15 protein-coding genes are annotated in these 15,642 nt (G+C 56.3%); 8 read left to right on the forward strand and 7 right to left on the reverse strand.

Translation table 11 applies throughout. The annotated features are described in order from the left end of the window. Nucleotides 1–42 precede the first annotated feature (42 nt). Nucleotides 43–486, forward strand: a complete 444-nt coding sequence (locus GKR98_08480; protein QMU58225.1) for a hypothetical protein — start codon at nucleotides 43–45, stop codon at nucleotides 484–486. Nucleotides 487–552: 66 nt separating this feature from the next. Then, nucleotides 553–2,751 carry a 3-hydroxyacyl-CoA dehydrogenase gene (locus tag GKR98_08485; protein ID QMU58226.1) on the forward strand — a complete coding sequence of 733 codons (2,199 nt, stop codon included), beginning with the start codon at nucleotides 553–555 and terminating at the stop codon, nucleotides 2,749–2,751. Nucleotides 2,752–2,876: 125 nt separating this feature from the next. On the opposite strand, the gene rpsD is transcribed toward GKR98_08485, so the two are convergent. The 4 genes from rpsD to GKR98_08505 form a co-directional block, all read right to left on the reverse strand. Further along, entirely contained in the window at nucleotides 2,877–3,497 is a 621-nt protein-coding gene (gene rpsD / locus GKR98_08490) for a 30S ribosomal protein S4 (protein QMU58227.1), read from the reverse strand. 181 nt (nucleotides 3,498–3,678) lie between these two features. Next, on the reverse strand, nucleotides 3,679–4,743 hold the full coding sequence (locus GKR98_08495; protein ID QMU58228.1) for a hemolysin-type calcium-binding protein: 1,065 nt from the start codon (nucleotides 4,741–4,743) through the stop codon (nucleotides 3,679–3,681). Between the two features lie 130 nt (nucleotides 4,744–4,873). Continuing rightward, on the reverse strand, nucleotides 4,874–5,875 hold the full coding sequence (locus GKR98_08500; protein QMU58229.1) for a DUF2219 family protein: 1,002 nt from the start codon (nucleotides 5,873–5,875) through the stop codon (nucleotides 4,874–4,876). Then, nucleotides 5,833–8,118, reverse strand: a complete 2,286-nt coding sequence (locus GKR98_08505) for an adenosylcobalamin-dependent ribonucleoside-diphosphate reductase (protein ID QMU58230.1) — start codon at nucleotides 8,116–8,118, stop codon at nucleotides 5,833–5,835. Before GKR98_08505 ends, GKR98_08500 begins: the two co-directional genes overlap by 43 nt. A gap of 91 nt (nucleotides 8,119–8,209) precedes the next feature. Between GKR98_08505 and GKR98_08510 the strand changes: the two genes are divergently transcribed. Next, on the forward strand, nucleotides 8,210–8,638 hold the full coding sequence (locus tag GKR98_08510) for a DUF1489 family protein (GenBank protein ID QMU58231.1): 429 nt from the start codon (nucleotides 8,210–8,212) through the stop codon (nucleotides 8,636–8,638). 181 nt (nucleotides 8,639–8,819) lie between these two features. On the opposite strand, the gene GKR98_08515 is transcribed toward GKR98_08510, so the two are convergent. The 3 genes from GKR98_08515 to GKR98_08525 are packed head-to-tail and all read right to left on the reverse strand — an operon-like array spanning nucleotide 8,820 to nucleotide 12,138. Next, on the reverse strand, nucleotides 8,820–9,509 hold the full coding sequence (locus GKR98_08515) for an ATP phosphoribosyltransferase (GenBank protein ID QMU58232.1): 690 nt from the start codon (nucleotides 9,507–9,509) through the stop codon (nucleotides 8,820–8,822). Next, nucleotides 9,506–10,561, reverse strand: coding sequence for an ATP phosphoribosyltransferase regulatory subunit (locus tag GKR98_08520; GenBank protein QMU58233.1), 1,056 nt, complete (start codon nucleotides 10,559–10,561; stop codon nucleotides 9,506–9,508). The genes GKR98_08515 and GKR98_08520 overlap by 4 nt, the downstream gene beginning before the upstream one ends. Then, entirely contained in the window at nucleotides 10,558–12,138 is a 1,581-nt protein-coding gene (locus tag GKR98_08525; GenBank protein ID QMU58234.1) for a histidine--tRNA ligase, read from the reverse strand. The genes GKR98_08520 and GKR98_08525 overlap by 4 nt, the downstream gene beginning before the upstream one ends. Before the next feature lie 65 nt (nucleotides 12,139–12,203). Between GKR98_08525 and GKR98_08530 the strand changes: the two genes are divergently transcribed. From GKR98_08530 to GKR98_08550, 5 genes are all read left to right on the forward strand, one after another. Next, entirely contained in the window at nucleotides 12,204–12,401 is a 198-nt protein-coding gene (locus GKR98_08530) for a SlyX protein (GenBank protein QMU58235.1), read from the forward strand. Between the two features lie 279 nt (nucleotides 12,402–12,680). After that, entirely contained in the window at nucleotides 12,681–13,175 is a 495-nt protein-coding gene (locus tag GKR98_08535; protein QMU58236.1) for a glyoxalase, read from the forward strand. An 80-nt stretch (nucleotides 13,176–13,255) separates the two neighbouring features. Continuing rightward, nucleotides 13,256–14,119: a branched-chain amino acid aminotransferase gene (locus GKR98_08540; GenBank protein QMU58237.1), complete on the forward strand. Its 864-nt coding sequence runs from the start codon at nucleotides 13,256–13,258 to the stop codon at nucleotides 14,117–14,119. Further along, entirely contained in the window at nucleotides 14,074–15,075 is a 1,002-nt protein-coding gene (locus tag GKR98_08545) for an ornithine cyclodeaminase family protein (protein QMU58238.1), read from the forward strand. The genes GKR98_08540 and GKR98_08545 overlap by 46 nt, the downstream gene beginning before the upstream one ends. A gap of 55 nt (nucleotides 15,076–15,130) precedes the next feature. Beyond that, on the forward strand, nucleotides 15,131–15,586 hold the full coding sequence (locus tag GKR98_08550) for a universal stress protein (GenBank protein QMU58239.1): 456 nt from the start codon (nucleotides 15,131–15,133) through the stop codon (nucleotides 15,584–15,586). The last annotated feature ends 56 nt before the right edge of the window (nucleotides 15,587–15,642 follow it).

Consider the following 15,642-nt stretch of genomic DNA (forward strand, 5'->3'; position numbering starts at 1 on the left):
TGGGAACCACTGCGGCCCGACAGGACGCTAAGGTGGACGAGAATGGCCGAAGAACTAGAGTCGTTTTTTCAACGGCTGGCAGATTCGTTTCTGGGAGGCGACGAGGTATGGCTCGCCGCTGCCTACACTTACCCGCTTTCAATCTTTGCCGGTTCGACCATCAGAATAGAGCATTCTTCGGCGGCGCTGCTTACGACTTTGGCAAAACGCCGAAGGGATGCCATAACATTCGGTGCCTCGATTATCAGATCTCAGATCGTCGACATCAAAGTCGTAAAGAGCCTAAATCTGGACGTGCATGTCCACTGGAATTTTGTCGCCGAAACGGGACGGGCAATTGCTCAGGATCGAATTCGGTTTTTGTGTCGAAGAACAGAATCAAACGACTTCATCATCGAAAGCGTGGAGTTTCTGGTGAACGGCATTGCAATGCTCAAAAAATTCCACAACGACGCCGACAACCAATCAGTTCGCCTAAAAACCTGAGGCGCATCCTTAGCTCAGCCACCGCCATTTGTTGGAATTCACGTAAGCCCACATGGGGGTTCAATCATGTCTGACTTTCGCCTCTTTATCGAAAGGGACGGCATTGCGGTCATCACATGGGACGTGCGGGACCGATCCATGAACATTCTTACCAAGCCAGCGTTCACCGACTTCGATCAGCTAATCGACGATGCCTTAGATAACGACAGTGTTCGTGGAATCATAATTACATCAGGAAAAGACTCGTTCGCCGGCGGTATAGATCTGAACATGCTCTCGGACATCGTCCGAAGCGCGGGCAAAGACCCCGCACCGGGGGTTTTGGCTTTCTTGATGAACGTCCACAGGGTCCTGCGCAAACTAGAACGCGCGGGGATGGACGATAAGAACAAGGGCGGCAAACCGGTAGTATGCGCAATTCCCGGCCTTTGCGCCGGAATTGGTACCGAAATCGCATTGGCCTGCCACCATCGGATCATGTCTGACACTAAGTCCGCCAAGATTGGCCTGCCTGAAATTCGGGTGGGTTTATTCCCAGGAGCTGGCGGAACCACGCGTTACAGTCGACTGGTCGGAACTCTTGCTGCGGCTCCTGTACTACTCGAGGGCAAAATGCTGTCTCCGAGCAAGGCAAAAATGGCACAACTCATTGATAATGTTGTCGAACCCGAAGCTCTTTTGGACAGCGCCCGCAATTGGATAATGAGCGCAATCGACGACGATCTTGTAAAGCCCTGGGACAGAAAAGGGTGGAGAATGCCCGGTGGCGCGCCCTACCACCCCCAAGGGTTTATGACCTTCGTCGGTGCAAACGCGATGGTAAATGCAAGAACCAAGGGCGTTTATCCTGCAGCAAAGGCCATGCTGTCTGCCATTTATGAAGGGGCAATGGTGCCCTTTGACACCGCCCTTCGGATCGAGGCCCGCTGGTTCACTTCGGTACTCCTTGATCCTGTTTCATCAAACATGGTGCGTTCTCTATTCATCAACAAAGAAGTGCTGGAAAAAGGCGCAAATCGCCCGGATGTTACAGATCAATCAGTCCGGCGACTTGGCGTGGTTGGGGCGGGCATGATGGGGGCAGGTATCGCTCATGTTGCGGCACTTGCCGGGGTCGAAGTTGTTTTGGTGGATCGCACGGAAGACGCCGCCAATGACGGCAAGACTCACATTGATGGGATTATCGAGAAGTCCGTTGGCCGAAAATTTATCACACAAGAAGAAAAAGCTGAGGTCCTGAAACGCATTGAGACCACGGCAAATTACCATCATCTCAAAGGATGCGATCTTGTTGTTGAAGCAGTTTTTGAAGACCCGGCAGTAAAGGCAGACGCAATTCAAAAGATCGGTTCGGTTGTTGGGCACGACTGCGTGGTCGCAACGAATACATCAACCTTGCCGATAAGCGATCTTTCTCAGGCCATTGACGAGCCCCAGCGGTTTATCGGAATACACTTTTTTTCGCCAGTTCACAGGATGTCATTGGTCGAAGTCATCAAGGGCACTGACACTGGCGATCTTGCAGTTGCCAAAGCTCTGGATTTCGTACGCCAGCTGCGCAAGACCCCAATAATTGTGGGCGATGCGCGGTTCTTTTATGCCAACCGGTGCATTCTAGCCTTTGGTAAGGAAGGCCTGCGCATGATCAATGAGGGGATCAAACCGGCATTGGTTGAGAATGCTGCCAGCCTTCTTGGATTTCCGGTTGGGCCGTTGCAATTGATTGACGAAACTTCAATCTCGCTGAACGCCACTATTGCACGCGCCAGCAGGGAGGTAATGGGGGATGGTTATCCCGATCAACCATCTGACGAAGTTCTGTTTTTGTTAGAAGACAAAGGCCGCCTTGGTCGCAAGACGGGCGGCGGGTTTTACGACTATGACAAGTCCGGAAAACGCATTGGACTTTGGGCCGGTCTAACGAACAGTTTTCCTTTGAGCGATATACAGCCCAGCGTTCAAGAAGTGCAAAACCGCTTGATGATGATCCAGGCGCTTGAAGCGGTCCGGGCTTTCGAAAATGGCGTTCTCACAGACGTCCGTGAAGGCGACGTCGGTGCCATTCTGGGATGGGGCTTTGCGCCCTGGACCGGAGGCCCATTCTCTTGGCTCGACAGAATTGGGGCGGCTAAGGCAGTGGAAATCTGCCAAAGGCTTGAAACTGAACACGGTTCCAGATTTGCACCGCCCCAAGCCCTCTTGAATATGGCCAAGTCAGGAACGACCTTCTACAGTGAACATTCGAAAACGCCGACCGCTGCCTAGCCTGTGAGCAACTAGCTTTTTCGTTCAAGTATTCTTCCACAGGGGACAATTTCCCGTCAACGGGAGGCCAGAAATGAAACAAGCCGCCCAAACGGGCGGCCTTCAATTTCCTGAAAACGCAAAGATTAGTTCTGTGCGTAGTATTCGATGACCAGATTTGGTTCCATCATCACCGGATACGGCACATCGCCCAATCCCGGTGTGCGCACAAAGCTGGCGCTCATTTTCGAGTGATCGACATCCAGATAGTCCGGCACATCGCGTTCTGCCAATTGAGCAGCTTCAAGAACCAGAGCCATCTGTTTGGAGCGATCGCGGACTTCGATCACGTCGCCCTCTTTGACGCGATAAGAAGGGATGTTAACCTTCTGGCCGTTCACTTTGACGTGGCCGTGGTTCACGAATTGACGTGCCGCAAAGATAGTTGGAACAAACTTAGCGCGATAGACTACCGCGTCCAAACGGCGTTCGAGCAAGCCGATAAGGTTTTCGCCGGTGTCGCCCTTAACCCGAGCAGCCTCCGCGAAGATGCGTTTGAACTGTTTTTCAGTCAGGTCACCGTAGTAGCCTTTGAGTTTTTGCTTAGCGCGCAGCTGAAGACCGAAGTCGGACAACTTGCCTTTGCGGCGCTGTCCATGCTGGCCGGGGCCATATTCACGACGGTTAACTGGGGATTTCGGACGTCCCCAGATGTTTTCGCCCATCCGGCGGTCAATTTTGTATTTGGCAGACGTGCGTTTGGTCACGGCTGATCTCCTTCTCAGAACGCCGCCAGGTAGCGGCTATGAAGGGCGTTGTCCTCTGGTTTAGGGTGCCCTTTGCAAAGCACTTTAACCTGACAGGGATCCCCTCGCGGGGTCCACCAACACCAATGAAGCCCGGCCTATACGCAGACCGGGCAACACTGTCAATCATTGCGCGAAGAATCTACCGCGACCGCGTGATCAGCGCCGCCTCGGCTTGCCGCAGAACACGGCGCGACATGGGCCCGTATGCCGAGGTATCGTCGCGCAAAAACGGCATCACATCAAACATGCGCAGCAACTGTTGTTCGTCCACACTTTCCAGATGCACCGCATCCGGGTGAAAACTTTCGGTCTCTAAACCATTTGCAATCAGTATATTATGACTTGGCAACATCAAGTGAATATAGGTGACCGACTTCGCCGAGAGGTCCCGTGTAACACGTGCGTCGTCAATCAGATCTCTGGCAGCAACCAAAACTTCGTGCTCGCCCCACAGGGCCATTGCCGCAGCCCCTCGAATGAGCATTCGATGGTCTGGCGACACAATCAGATCTCCGTTCGGGCGTCCTTCATCAATTGCGCCTTCACGGATACGCACAGGTCGCAAATCCGGCATCGCATGTAACCTTGCACCGGACACGTGGCGATCACCGACCCAGAGGATTTCTTCAACCCCGTTATCTTTGGTGACGACACGATCTCCAGCCACTAGTTCTTCGACCAACTGCGGGCCGTCCGGAGTTTCCATACGTGTGCCTGGCGTGAAGCAGACAACCCCTTCTTGATCCTGACGCAGGTAGGAAAGTCGCGCTGGCGCTTCTATTTCCCGAGAAACCAAAAGCGGCTGACCTTTGGGCGGCATGGCACCAACAAACATTAGTAAGGGTCGCGCGATCTCTGGCATGTCGATCAACGTTGCCACCCAGCTTTGCGATCCATCAGTAATGGTAAACGACTGGTCTAGCGCGACGTCTTCTTCCAAAAATGGTGTGCGCACGCCTTCCTGAACTAAGGCCCGTCCGACCAACTTTCGCGCGCTCGCTGCCGCGTTGCGCCGCAACTTTTCGCTGCTTGTATCATTGACCGCGCCAAATCCTGTCGCCCCGTCAACACGCACGGTTTTACCCGACCACTGCCAGGAGCTTCCTTTGGCCAGTGCCGCCAGCGGCGACCCGGTAAACCCGTCAATTTCGGTTTGCGACCACGAAATGACATACGTGCCGTTTTGGCCCGTCATCACATTCATTACTACCCGCCTCGATATTTTTATATCTTTTGCGGAAGGCTAACCGCCTTTGATTCCAGCGAAAAGTGAATTTTTGTGAGCTTGGGGGAAAGTGAGTCTTTGCGGCAACGCACTTGCTATGCCGCTGGCCTTAGAAGCGAAACCTAATCTGAGCAGTTCCGGCAAATTGCCCTTCTGGTTGGGCTTCGAACTCTTTGCCCAGCCAGGTCAGCCCATAGAAGAAATCGACCCGCTTGCCGCCATAATGGACGCCGCCGCGAACACGCGTTCGAACAGGCGTCAGTTCATGGCCAAAACTCTCGGGTAAATAAATGCTGTCGAAAACCCGCGCGATGTCGGCACCGGCTACCAGGCTCAATCCCTTGGTTTCGGTCAGCCCAAACGATACCCGATGACCACTGACATTTGCGCGGGTCATCAAATCCCCACGCCCCCATTCACCAAGCGTCAGGTCGACACCAACTCGAAGCAAGTCTTCGCTACCAATCTGGACCTCGCCGAACGGACGTACATCAACATCGCCAAGACGCCAAACACGGGACACTTCCCCGCTCAGATCAATATGCATCTGATCGGGGATCTGAAAATTATCAAGGTCCGGAATAGTAAACCCTAGAAGTTCGTGAAGCTCGGTCTGAAAATCCAGCATTCCGGTTTGCGGACCAACGACCACAAGATCGCCCCCGACTCGCAAATCATATCCGGAACGTGCTGCGTAGGTGTGTACACCGAACGCCAGAACACCCGCATGGCGGCGATCACTGGCGACCGGTGACGACAAGGAAGCTGGTGTCAGAATATCTGTGCGAAAGCGATACTCCATCAGTTGGCCAAAGCCTGAAGGAGCGGACCCCGTCCAGTCTTGCCCGCGCAAGATCCCGTTCTGAATTGACGAGCTTTGCCAACGATCATGCCAATCGCCCATCGAGTCATTCGAAATTGCCAGAGACCAACCAAGGGTTTTCCGCTCTTCCGCTTCGGCGCTGACGGCACCTAGAAGAAGCAAGCCGAAAGCAATAAAACTCTTTTGTTTTAGGATATTACCAGATGATGGCCAAAAGTCTAAGAGGCAAAGCCCCTCTGACCATTTCATCCACATTTGGAATGCCCGCAATTGGGACATGTCATACATCCTTCGATCATCTGCATACCAAACTGACCGCAACTCGGGCAGGAGGGACCGCGATTTTCACCCAAGTTTACAACTTCGGATCTGGGGTCGCTTTTCAATCCCATGCCCTCGGCCTCGATAAATCCGATCGCAACCAAATGGCGCTCGATCACGCCACCAATTGCGGCCAAGATTGAGGGCACATATTTGCCTTGCATCCACGCACCGCCACGTGGGTCGAACACCGCCTTGAGTTCTTCCACCACAAACGACACGTCACCCCCGCGACGGAACACCGCCGAGATCATCCGCGTTAGGGCAACTGTCCAGGCGAAATGCTCCATATTCTTCGAGTTTATGAACACCTCAAAGGGTTGACGACGTCTGCCGACCACAATGTCATTGATGGTGATGTAAATTGCGTGCTCACTGTCGGGCCACTTAAGCTTGTATGTAGACCCTTCCAGGCTTTGCGGGCGATCCAACGGCTCGGAAATATAGATGACGTCCCCATGGGGCGTTGGCGGCTCGGCATCGGTTTTGGCAATAACCTCTGGCACCTTCGTGTCTTCAGCGACGCTCAGAACGGAGCCGGTGACGGCGTTGGGACGATAGGTGGTGCAGCCTTTGCAACCGGTTTCAAAGGCCTGCATGTAAACGTCTTTGAAGGCCTCGAAACTGATGTCTTCGGGGCAATTGATGGTCTTCGAGATCGAACTGTCGATCCATTCCTGAGCCGCCGCCTGCATGCGCACGTGATCTGCCGGAGCAAGGGTTTGGGCATTTACAAAGTGGTCGGGAAGCGCCTTGTCTCCAAACAAGTCGCGCCACATCTGAACAGCGTAGTCGACCACTTCCTCTTCGGTGCGCGAGCCATCTTTTTGGAGGACCTTGCGCGTGTAGGCATAAGCGAACACCGGTTCGATCCCGGAAGAAACGTTGCCGGCATAGAGGCTTATCGTCCCGGTGGGCGCGATAGACGTTAACAAAGCGTTACGAAGGCCGTTCTTACGAATGGCGTCTTTCACATCGTCGTCCATCGGTTGCATCGCGCCGCTGGACAGGAATTTTTCCGCTTCGAACAACGGGAACGCGCCTTTCTCCTTTGCGAGTGCCGATGACGCCAGATACGCGGCGCGGGCGATACGTTTCAGCCAGTGACCAGTCTGACGCGCCGCCTCTTCTGAGCCATAGCGCTGGCCTACCATCAAAAGCGCATCGGCAAGACCGGTGACACCCAATCCGATGCGACGCTTGTTGTGCGCCTCTTCCGCCTGTGCCTCTAACGGGAACTTCGAAGCATCAACAACATTGTCCATCATCCGCACGGCGATCGCGACGAGATCATCCAGTTCTTTTTCGTCCAAAACCGCGCTTTCGCCGAACGGGTCTTTCACTAGCCGAGCAAGGTTAATGGATCCTAAAAGGCACGCTCCGTAGGGCGGCAGTGGTTGCTCGCCGCAAGGGTTGGTCGCGCTGATCGTCTCGCAATAGGCGAGGTTGTTCATTTGGTTAATGCGGTCGATGAAGATCACGCCGGGTTCAGCGTAATCGAAAGTCGCGCGCATGATTTTGTTCCAGAGATCGGCGGCTTGAACCGTCTTGTAGACCTGGCCCCCGAAGCTCAGCTCCCACGCGGCATCGGATTTGACCGCCGACATGAAAGCATCAGTAACCAGAACGGAAACGTTGAAATTCCGCAAACGGGCCGGGTCCGCTTTGGCGGAAATAAAGTCTTCAATATCAGGATGATCGCAGCGCATGGTTGCCATCATCGCACCGCGGCGTGATCCAGCAGACATGATTGTGCGGCACATGGCGTCCCAGACATCCATGAAACTCAGCGGTCCTGAAGCGTCTGCAGCTACACCTTTAACGTCAGCGCCTTTGGGACGGATCGTTGAGAAATCGTAGCCGATGCCACCGCCCTGCTGCATGGTTAACGCGGCCTCTTTCAGCATCTCGAAAATGCCGCCCATGCTGTCGGGGATGGTGCCCATCACGAAGCAATTGAACAGCGTCACCGACCGCGCAGTCCCTGCCCCGGCGGTGATGCGGCCTGCCGGGAGATACTTGAAATCTTCCAGGGCGTTATAGAATACATCTTCCCAATGCCCGGGGTCGCTTTCTTGTTCGGCCAAGGATCGGGCGATGCGGCGCCAAGTGTCTTCGACCGAGGCGTCAATTGGCGTGCCATCCGTCTCTTTAAGGCGGTATTTCATATCCCAGATTTGCTCGGCGATCGGGGCTGCGAAGCGGGTCATGGCGAATCCTCTGCTAGGAGAACGAAACTACTACATATTGAAGCCCCGCATCAATGCGCTACGATGGGAAGTGTGACCTGGGGAAGATTCTGTGGATAAAAAGCTGCATCTTATCAAGCTATGTGTCGGCGCGGAGACGTTTGAGGATCTGACGGATTGGCAGAAGCAAGAGCGGGCTTGGGGGGCGGATGGGTTGCCGAGGCATGTGACGCGGATGTGGCCGAAGCGCGAGGCTGAATTGGTTGATGGCGGGTCGCTTTATTGGGTGATCAAGGGGGTTGTTCAGGCGCGTCAGGGGATTGTCCGGCTGGATGAGGTCATCGGCGATGACGGCATCCGGCGCTGTGCTATAGTCTTGAATCCAAAGGTTTATCGCACCGAAGCTGTTCAGAGACGACCCTTTCAGGGGTGGCGATATTTGCAAGGATTAGATGCACCGCGCGATCTGAAACTGGGCCGCACCAGCGAAGATTTACCGCCGAAACTGGCGGCTGAACTGGCCGAGATCGGGGTGCGCTGAGGCGCGAAATGCCGGTCTATATCGCGTCGGTATTACGTCGGTGCCCCCGAACTGCGGGTTTTGGTTTCGTTAACGACTTAGCAACGGATTTCGACACGAAATCCGGGGTGCGGGCGGATGCCCGCATGCCTCCGGCGGGGATATTTATGGGCCGATAATGGACGGGGTTTGGCCCCGTGGATCAGATGTCGAGCTTTTTCAGAAGCACGGTAAGATTGCTCTGGTCCTCTGGCGTCAACGTAGCCGTCGTCGACTGGAATAATGTCGCCTGGCTGGCGTGGATGACATCGCCGATGATCTTCAGGTGATTGGCGTCGAGTGTCGCCCCGGTCGAGGTGATGTCGGCGATGGCTTCGGCGGTGAGGTTGGCGACTGTGCCCTCGGTTGCCCCCTGACTGTCGACCAGTTGATAGCCCGCGACACCGGCGGATTTCAGGTGGGCGCGCACGAGGCGGTGGTATTTTGTGGCAATGCGCAGGCGAAAGCCGTGTTGGCGGCGGAAGGCTTCGGCAGCGGCATCGAGATCATCGAGATCGCGCACATCGGTCCAGGTTTTCGGAACGGCCATGATGAGATCCGCCTGACCGAAGCCGAGTTTGGCCAGGGGTGTGATTTTGCTGTCCCAGCGGGCGATCTTTTCCTGCACGACGTCGGAGCCGGTGACGCCGAGGGTGATGCGGCCTGACGCGAGTTCGCGAGGGATTTCGCCGGCGGAGAGAAGCACGAGGTCGATACCATCAACGCCGCTGACGGCGCCGGCGTATTCGCGGTCGGTTCCGGTGCGTTCCAAAGTGACGCCTCGTTGCGCGAACCAGTCGAAAGTGTCGTCCATCAGGCGGCCTTTGGAGGGGATGCCGAGTTTGAGGGTCATTGCGTGGACCCCCTGAGAGCCAGAACCGCGTCGGGGCGAATGACGCCGCCGACGGCGGGGATGGGCTGGCCAAGGGTTTCAGTAAGTAAGTCGTAGCGCCCGCCGGTGGCGATAACGGGCCAGTCGAGTTTGTCGGGGGCAGAGAGACCGAAGACGAAACCGCCGTAGTATTCCATTGAGGTACGGCCATAGCTGGCTTCGAAATCGAGAGTGTCCGGGGCGATGCCTTTATCGGCGAGCGCGTCCAGGCGGGATTGCAGGCGCGTGACGGCATTGGCGAGATCACTGTCGCCATTTGCGAGTGACATAAGCGTCGCGAGGGCCGCAGGGGCCTTGTCGCGCACCGATAGGATGGCGTTGAGGCGGGTGACTTCGGCGTCCGTGATTGGTGGGGTTTTGGCCTCTTGTGCCAGAAGGGCGCGGCGGACCTCGATGTCTTCGAGGCTGCGCAGGCCGACGTGGGGGGTGTTTGGGTCCGGGGCCGGTGGCGGCGGTGGCGCCGGGCGCGAGAAGCGTTGCAGGAGCGCGCGGAACCGGGCCGGACGCCAAAGGTGGCGCAGGAGCGCAGCCTTGCGACGGTCGGGCGTGTCGAGGCTGTTGATGGCGGCGCGGAGGATGGCGAAGTCGCCGATGGTGGTGGCAAGTGGAAGGTCGGCCAGCGCGTTGGACACGGCGGCGAGAACTTCGGCGTCGGTGGTGGCTTCGTCTTCGCCCGCGAAAATCTCGTAGCCGACCTGCATGTATTCGGTGGGGCGGGTATCGTCGTCTTCCTGACGACGGAAAATCTCGCCCGAATAGGTGTAGCTGGCGGAGGTGCGGTCCGCTTCGATGTGGGATTGCACCAGTGGGACAGTGAAATCCGGGCGCAGCATCATTTCGCCTCGGATCGGGTCCTGGGTGACAAAAGCGCGGGCGCGGATGTCTTCACCGTAAAGACCCAGAAGCGTGCCCGCGGGTTGCAGGATTTCGGGTTCAAAGACCTCGGCACCGCGCGCCTGGAAGGTGGCGCGCAGACGGTCGGCTTCGGCCCGGATGTCGGATTTCAGGGTCATTGCCGGGCGAGGATTTCAGCCACTTTGGCGGGCATATCGTCCAGCGCACATTCGAATTGGGCGGGCTGGTCTTTCCATTCCTCATGGGTGGCGGTTTCGGCGATTTTGGCCCCGAGGATGAGGTCTTTGATCTGGACCACGCCGCGTTCGGCTTCGTCGGAGCCTTGAATGATGGCGACGGGGGATTGGCGTTTGTCAGCATATTTCAACTGGTTGCCGAAGTTTTTCGGGTTGCCGAGGTAGACTTCGGCGCGGATGCCTGCGGCGCGCAAATCAGCGGCCATTTTCTGGTAGTCGGCCATGCGGTCACGGTCCATGACGGTAACGACGACGGGGCCGGTGGTGTCGGAGGTGGATTTTCCTTTAGCGCGGAGTGCGGCCAGCAGGCGGTCGACGCCGATGGAGATGCCGGTGGCCGGGACGGCTTGGCCGGTGAAGCGTTTGACGAGGTCGTCATAGCGCCCGCCGCCTGCGACGGAACCGAATTGGCGAGGGCGGCCTTTTTCGTCTTTGATCTCGAACGTGAGTTCGGCCTCGAAGACGGGGCCGGTGTAATAGCCGAGGCCACGGACGACTGAAGGGTCGATGACAATGCGGTCGGGGCCGTAGCCTGCGGCGGCCATGAGGTCAGCGATTTGTTCGAGTTCATCGAACCCAACTCGTCCGATCTCGGATTCTTCTACGATACTTCGACCAAATCCAATTGAGCCTTTATTACCGAGCACGAATGTCCCGTCACCAAGAGTTCCCGGTTGGCCGGTTAGTGGCTTGACGAATTCTTCGCCCCGTTGCGCCTTTTCCCAGTCTGGGCCAAATCGCATCTGGAGCCCGAATTTTAGAAACGCAATAATATGACTTGCAGCTGCTTCACTCAGTCCCGCACCGGTTGTGAAGTCGCCACTTGGGTCTTTGCGGCCTTCGCCGAGCAACGCGCTTACTCCGTCGAGACCCAAACGATCCAGTTTATCAACTGCGCGCAGGACAATGCCACGAGTTCGCTCGTCGTCTTCGGCGATGCCTGCGACTTCTAGGACTCCGTTCAGGACTTTGCGGTTGTTGATGCGGATGACGTAGTCGCCACGCTCAATCCCGACAGCCTCAAGAGCGTCAGCCAGCATCATGCAGATCTCGGCGTCGGCGGCCACTGAAGCCGTGCCCACGGTGTCCGCGTCGCATTGGTAGAACTGGCGGAAGCGGCCGGGGCCGGGTTTTTCGTTGCGCCAGACCGGGCCCATTGCGTAACGGCGGTAGGGGGTTGGCAGATCGTTTCTGTGTTCGGCGTAGACGCGCGCCAGGGGCGCGGTCAGGTCATAGCGGAGCGCCAGCCAGTTCTCGTCATCGTCCTCTTGCCAGGCGAAGACGCCTTCGTTGGGGCGGTCAACGTCGGGGAGGAATTTGCCCAGCGCCTCGACCGTTTCAACGGCGGAGCTTTCCAGCGCATCAAAGCCATGTGCATGATAGACCCCGGCGATTGCATCCAGCATCGCCTTGCGTTCGGCGACGTCAGCGCCGAAGTAGTCACGAAAGCCCTTTGGCGTTTGTGCCTTGGGACGCGGGGTCTTTTTGGTTTTGGCCATGGCCATCCCTTTCACAGTCGCGGGCGGTTTAGCCCGTGGCCTTCGGGGGAGCAAGGAGGACGAAGATGAGTGTGGAAATCGAAGAGCGCGTGGCGCATCTGGAGCGCATTGTGGATGAGTTGAGCGGTGTGGTGGCGAAACAGGCCGATGAGGTTGATCTGCTGGTGCGCCGGGTGGCGATGTTGATGGAGCGCGAAGCGGCGCGGGAAGCTGATGGTGGTGGCGGGGTTGTGTTCGGGGACGAGCGGCCGCCGCATTACTGAGCTTTGGGGCTGGCTGTCACAAAAGCGTAGTGGAATCGACCTAGAAGGCATCAGGTGAGGACACGACTTTGCTGACTGTTCCCTCAGCTGACCATGCTGAACGTCCCTGGCAGCGGTCACATATGCGCTCTTACATGACGGGGAGCGGTTCATTGTCCTCTTCTTGCCCCTGGGCCCCCCGAAGCCCGGGGGCTTTCTTTTCCTGCACAGGCATGGTTGGCTTTTATGGAATTACTCACCAACCGACGCGCCCTAATTAGGGAAATGTAGGAGACTCCGATGACATACAAAGCCCCTGACGAAACCCGTGTTGGACATATTCATCTGAAAGTTAGCGATCTGGAGCGTTCGATTGCGTTTTATCAGGACGTTCTGGGGTTCGAATTAAAACTCAGATATGGCGAGCATGCCGCATTCATGGCCGCTGGTAGCTATCATCACCATATAGGTCTGAATACATGGCATTCGCTGGACGGCGCGCCCGTGCCGAAAGAAGGTCAATCAGGTATGTATCATGTGGCCTTTGTCTATCCAGATCGTCCGGCATTGGGACGAGCGGTAGCCGAGGTGAAAAAAGCGGGCGTCAATATTTATGGCGCGGCGGATCATGGCGTGAGCGAAGCAGTTTATTTCGACGATCCTGACGGCAACGGGATCGAGCTTTACTGGGATCGGGCACAAGAGTTTTGGGAAAGGGACGATGCAGGGGTCGTGAAGTTGATCAACCAGCCGTTAGATGTCGAGGCATTGATGGCTGACGGTCTGGAGAGCTAACCCTAGCGCAACATCAGGTCATTCTGCTCTGGACGGTCCAATGGCATGTGCCTAGGGTTCGTCTTTCGGGAGGGCCGCTTATGGCATTTGGCAGCAACACGCAGACCTATTTTCAAGGCACATGGCATGACGGCGATGTTGCTATTATGCGTGCCGCTGATCACGGATCATGGTTAGGAACAACTGTGTTTGATGGCGCGCGGCAATTTGAGGGCGTGTCGCCTGATTTGTTGGCCCATTGCGAGCGTGTGAACAATTCGGCACGAGCTTTGATGCTGGAACCAACCATCTCGGCACCCGAAATGGTGGACATCACACGCGAAGGTTTGGCCACCCTGCCCCCGGATGCGGCTGTGTACATACGACCCATGTACTGGGGCGTTGGTGCATTGGGAAGCGTTGTGGAAACTGACGGCAGCACAGAGTTTGCCCTCTGTCTGGAAGTCGCGGCAATGCCACCGGCGGATGCAACCACGACGTTGACGCGAACCCGGTTCTGTCGGCCAGTGATGGAAAGCTCTGTCGTGAATGCCAAGGCGGGATGTTTATATCCGAACAATGCGCGAATGCTGGCAGAAGCGAAGACCAAGGAATACGCAAATGCGTTGGCAGCAGATGCCGAGGGCAATGTGGCCGAAACGGCGACAGCCAATGTATTTATGGTAAAGGACGGTGAAATATTCACTCCGGTTGCCAACGGCACTTTTCTTGCGGGGATCACGCGCGCGCGTCACATCGCCAATCTGGCCGATGAAGGCATAAAGGTTCATGAATCAACGCTGTCTTTCGAAGATTTCGATGGCGCGGACGAAGTGTTCGTTTCCGGCAATATGTCGAAGATTACGCCGGTAACCGAATTTGACGGAGTAAACTATCAAGTTGGACCAGTGGCACGTCGATTGCGCGAGCTTTATTGGGACTGGGCGTTGTCGGACAAGGGCTGAGGGAATTAACATTGGGACATATATTTCTTTCAGATGAAGATGTTACGGGACTTGGAATTGAACCACCCGAAGTCGCGAATGCGGTTGAAGCTGCACTGATCGCCAAGTCAGAAGGTCGCCTGCACACCACACCGAAATCGTCGATCATGCCGGGAGATGGGCGATATATGATGTCGACTCTGGCCGTTGGGGATGACGGATTGACGGTGTTGAAGGCGGTAGGCGTCTATCCGGAAAATGCCGGGCGCGATCTTCCCGCAATCACCGGGGCAATCATGGTGCTGGATGCCGAAACCGGGCGCTTGCGCGCCGTTATGGACGCCAATTGGGTAACTGCGGTTCGAACGGCGGCTTTGTCAGTGGTTGCAGCACGAAGAATGGCCGATCCCAAAGCCAAGAGCGCGGCCTTTGTTGGCTGTGGCGTGCAGGCATCGAGCCATCTGGCGGCATTCAATGCAATGTTTCCGCTGGAGAAAATTTATGTGATTGGGCGCGGTGGTGCGAATGTTGATCGGCTTTGTGGCGAAGCGCGGGACATGGGATTGACAGCAGAGCAGACGACGCCGGATGTAGCATTGCCCTTGGCGGATTTGATTGTGACGTCGATTACGCTGGATTATTCGATCAAGCCTTTTTTGGATGCAAATTTGCTGAAACCAGGGGCGTTTGCTGCGGTTACTGATCTGTTTATTCCGTGGAAAGACACCTCGGCGACTGCCTTTGGCGGGATTGTTGTCGATGATCTGGAGCAGGAAAGAGCGGCTGAAAAGCCAATGGTTTCTGCTGACCTGATCAAAGATGATCTGACGGGAATTGTGGTGAATTCTGAATTTTCAGTGCCTCAAGATCGGCCAAACGCATTTATCTTTAGAGGGCTCGCCTTGGGCGACTATGCCGCAGCCGCCCTGGCATTGAAGGTGGCGGAAAAAGCTGGTGCCGGGCAACGAATTGGGTGACAGGCGTAGACAGGCTTTGCGGGAAACCGCATGATCGGATGAGGAAGGGGCAAACATGCGTAAATTCCTAGTTATTCTGGACGACAGTCGTGAGTGTCTGAACGCCATGCGTTTTGCGGCGATGCGGGCAGCGCACACGGGCGGTGGCGTTGAGGTTCTGTCTGTGATCCCGCCGGACGAGTTCAATCACTGGATCGGTGTCGGCAATATCATGCGCGAAGAGGCCCGCGAAAGGATTCACGCCCATTTCGAAGTGTTTGCGAAGTGGATGCGTGACAAGCAAGGCGTAGACCCGGAGTTAATCATTCGAGAAGGCGAGGTTGTGCCGGAGATCATGTCGCAAATCGCAGAAGACGGCGAAGTTGGGGTTCTGGTATTGGGTGCCTCGTCAGATACGCGCGGACCGGGACCGATTATTTCGGATCTGGCACGGCGGTTCGGGGATTTGCCGGTGCCGGTGACGATTGTGCCGGGTGAACTTTCCAAAGAGAAGTTGGAAGCGATTACTTAGGCCAGGGTTAGGGGCGCTGCCCCTCGGGTGCTTTCGCACCCTCACCCCGGAGTATT

Source organism: Boseongicola sp., from assembly GCA_014075275.1.
In the GTDB taxonomy this organism is placed as follows: domain Bacteria; phylum Pseudomonadota; class Alphaproteobacteria; order Rhodobacterales; family Rhodobacteraceae.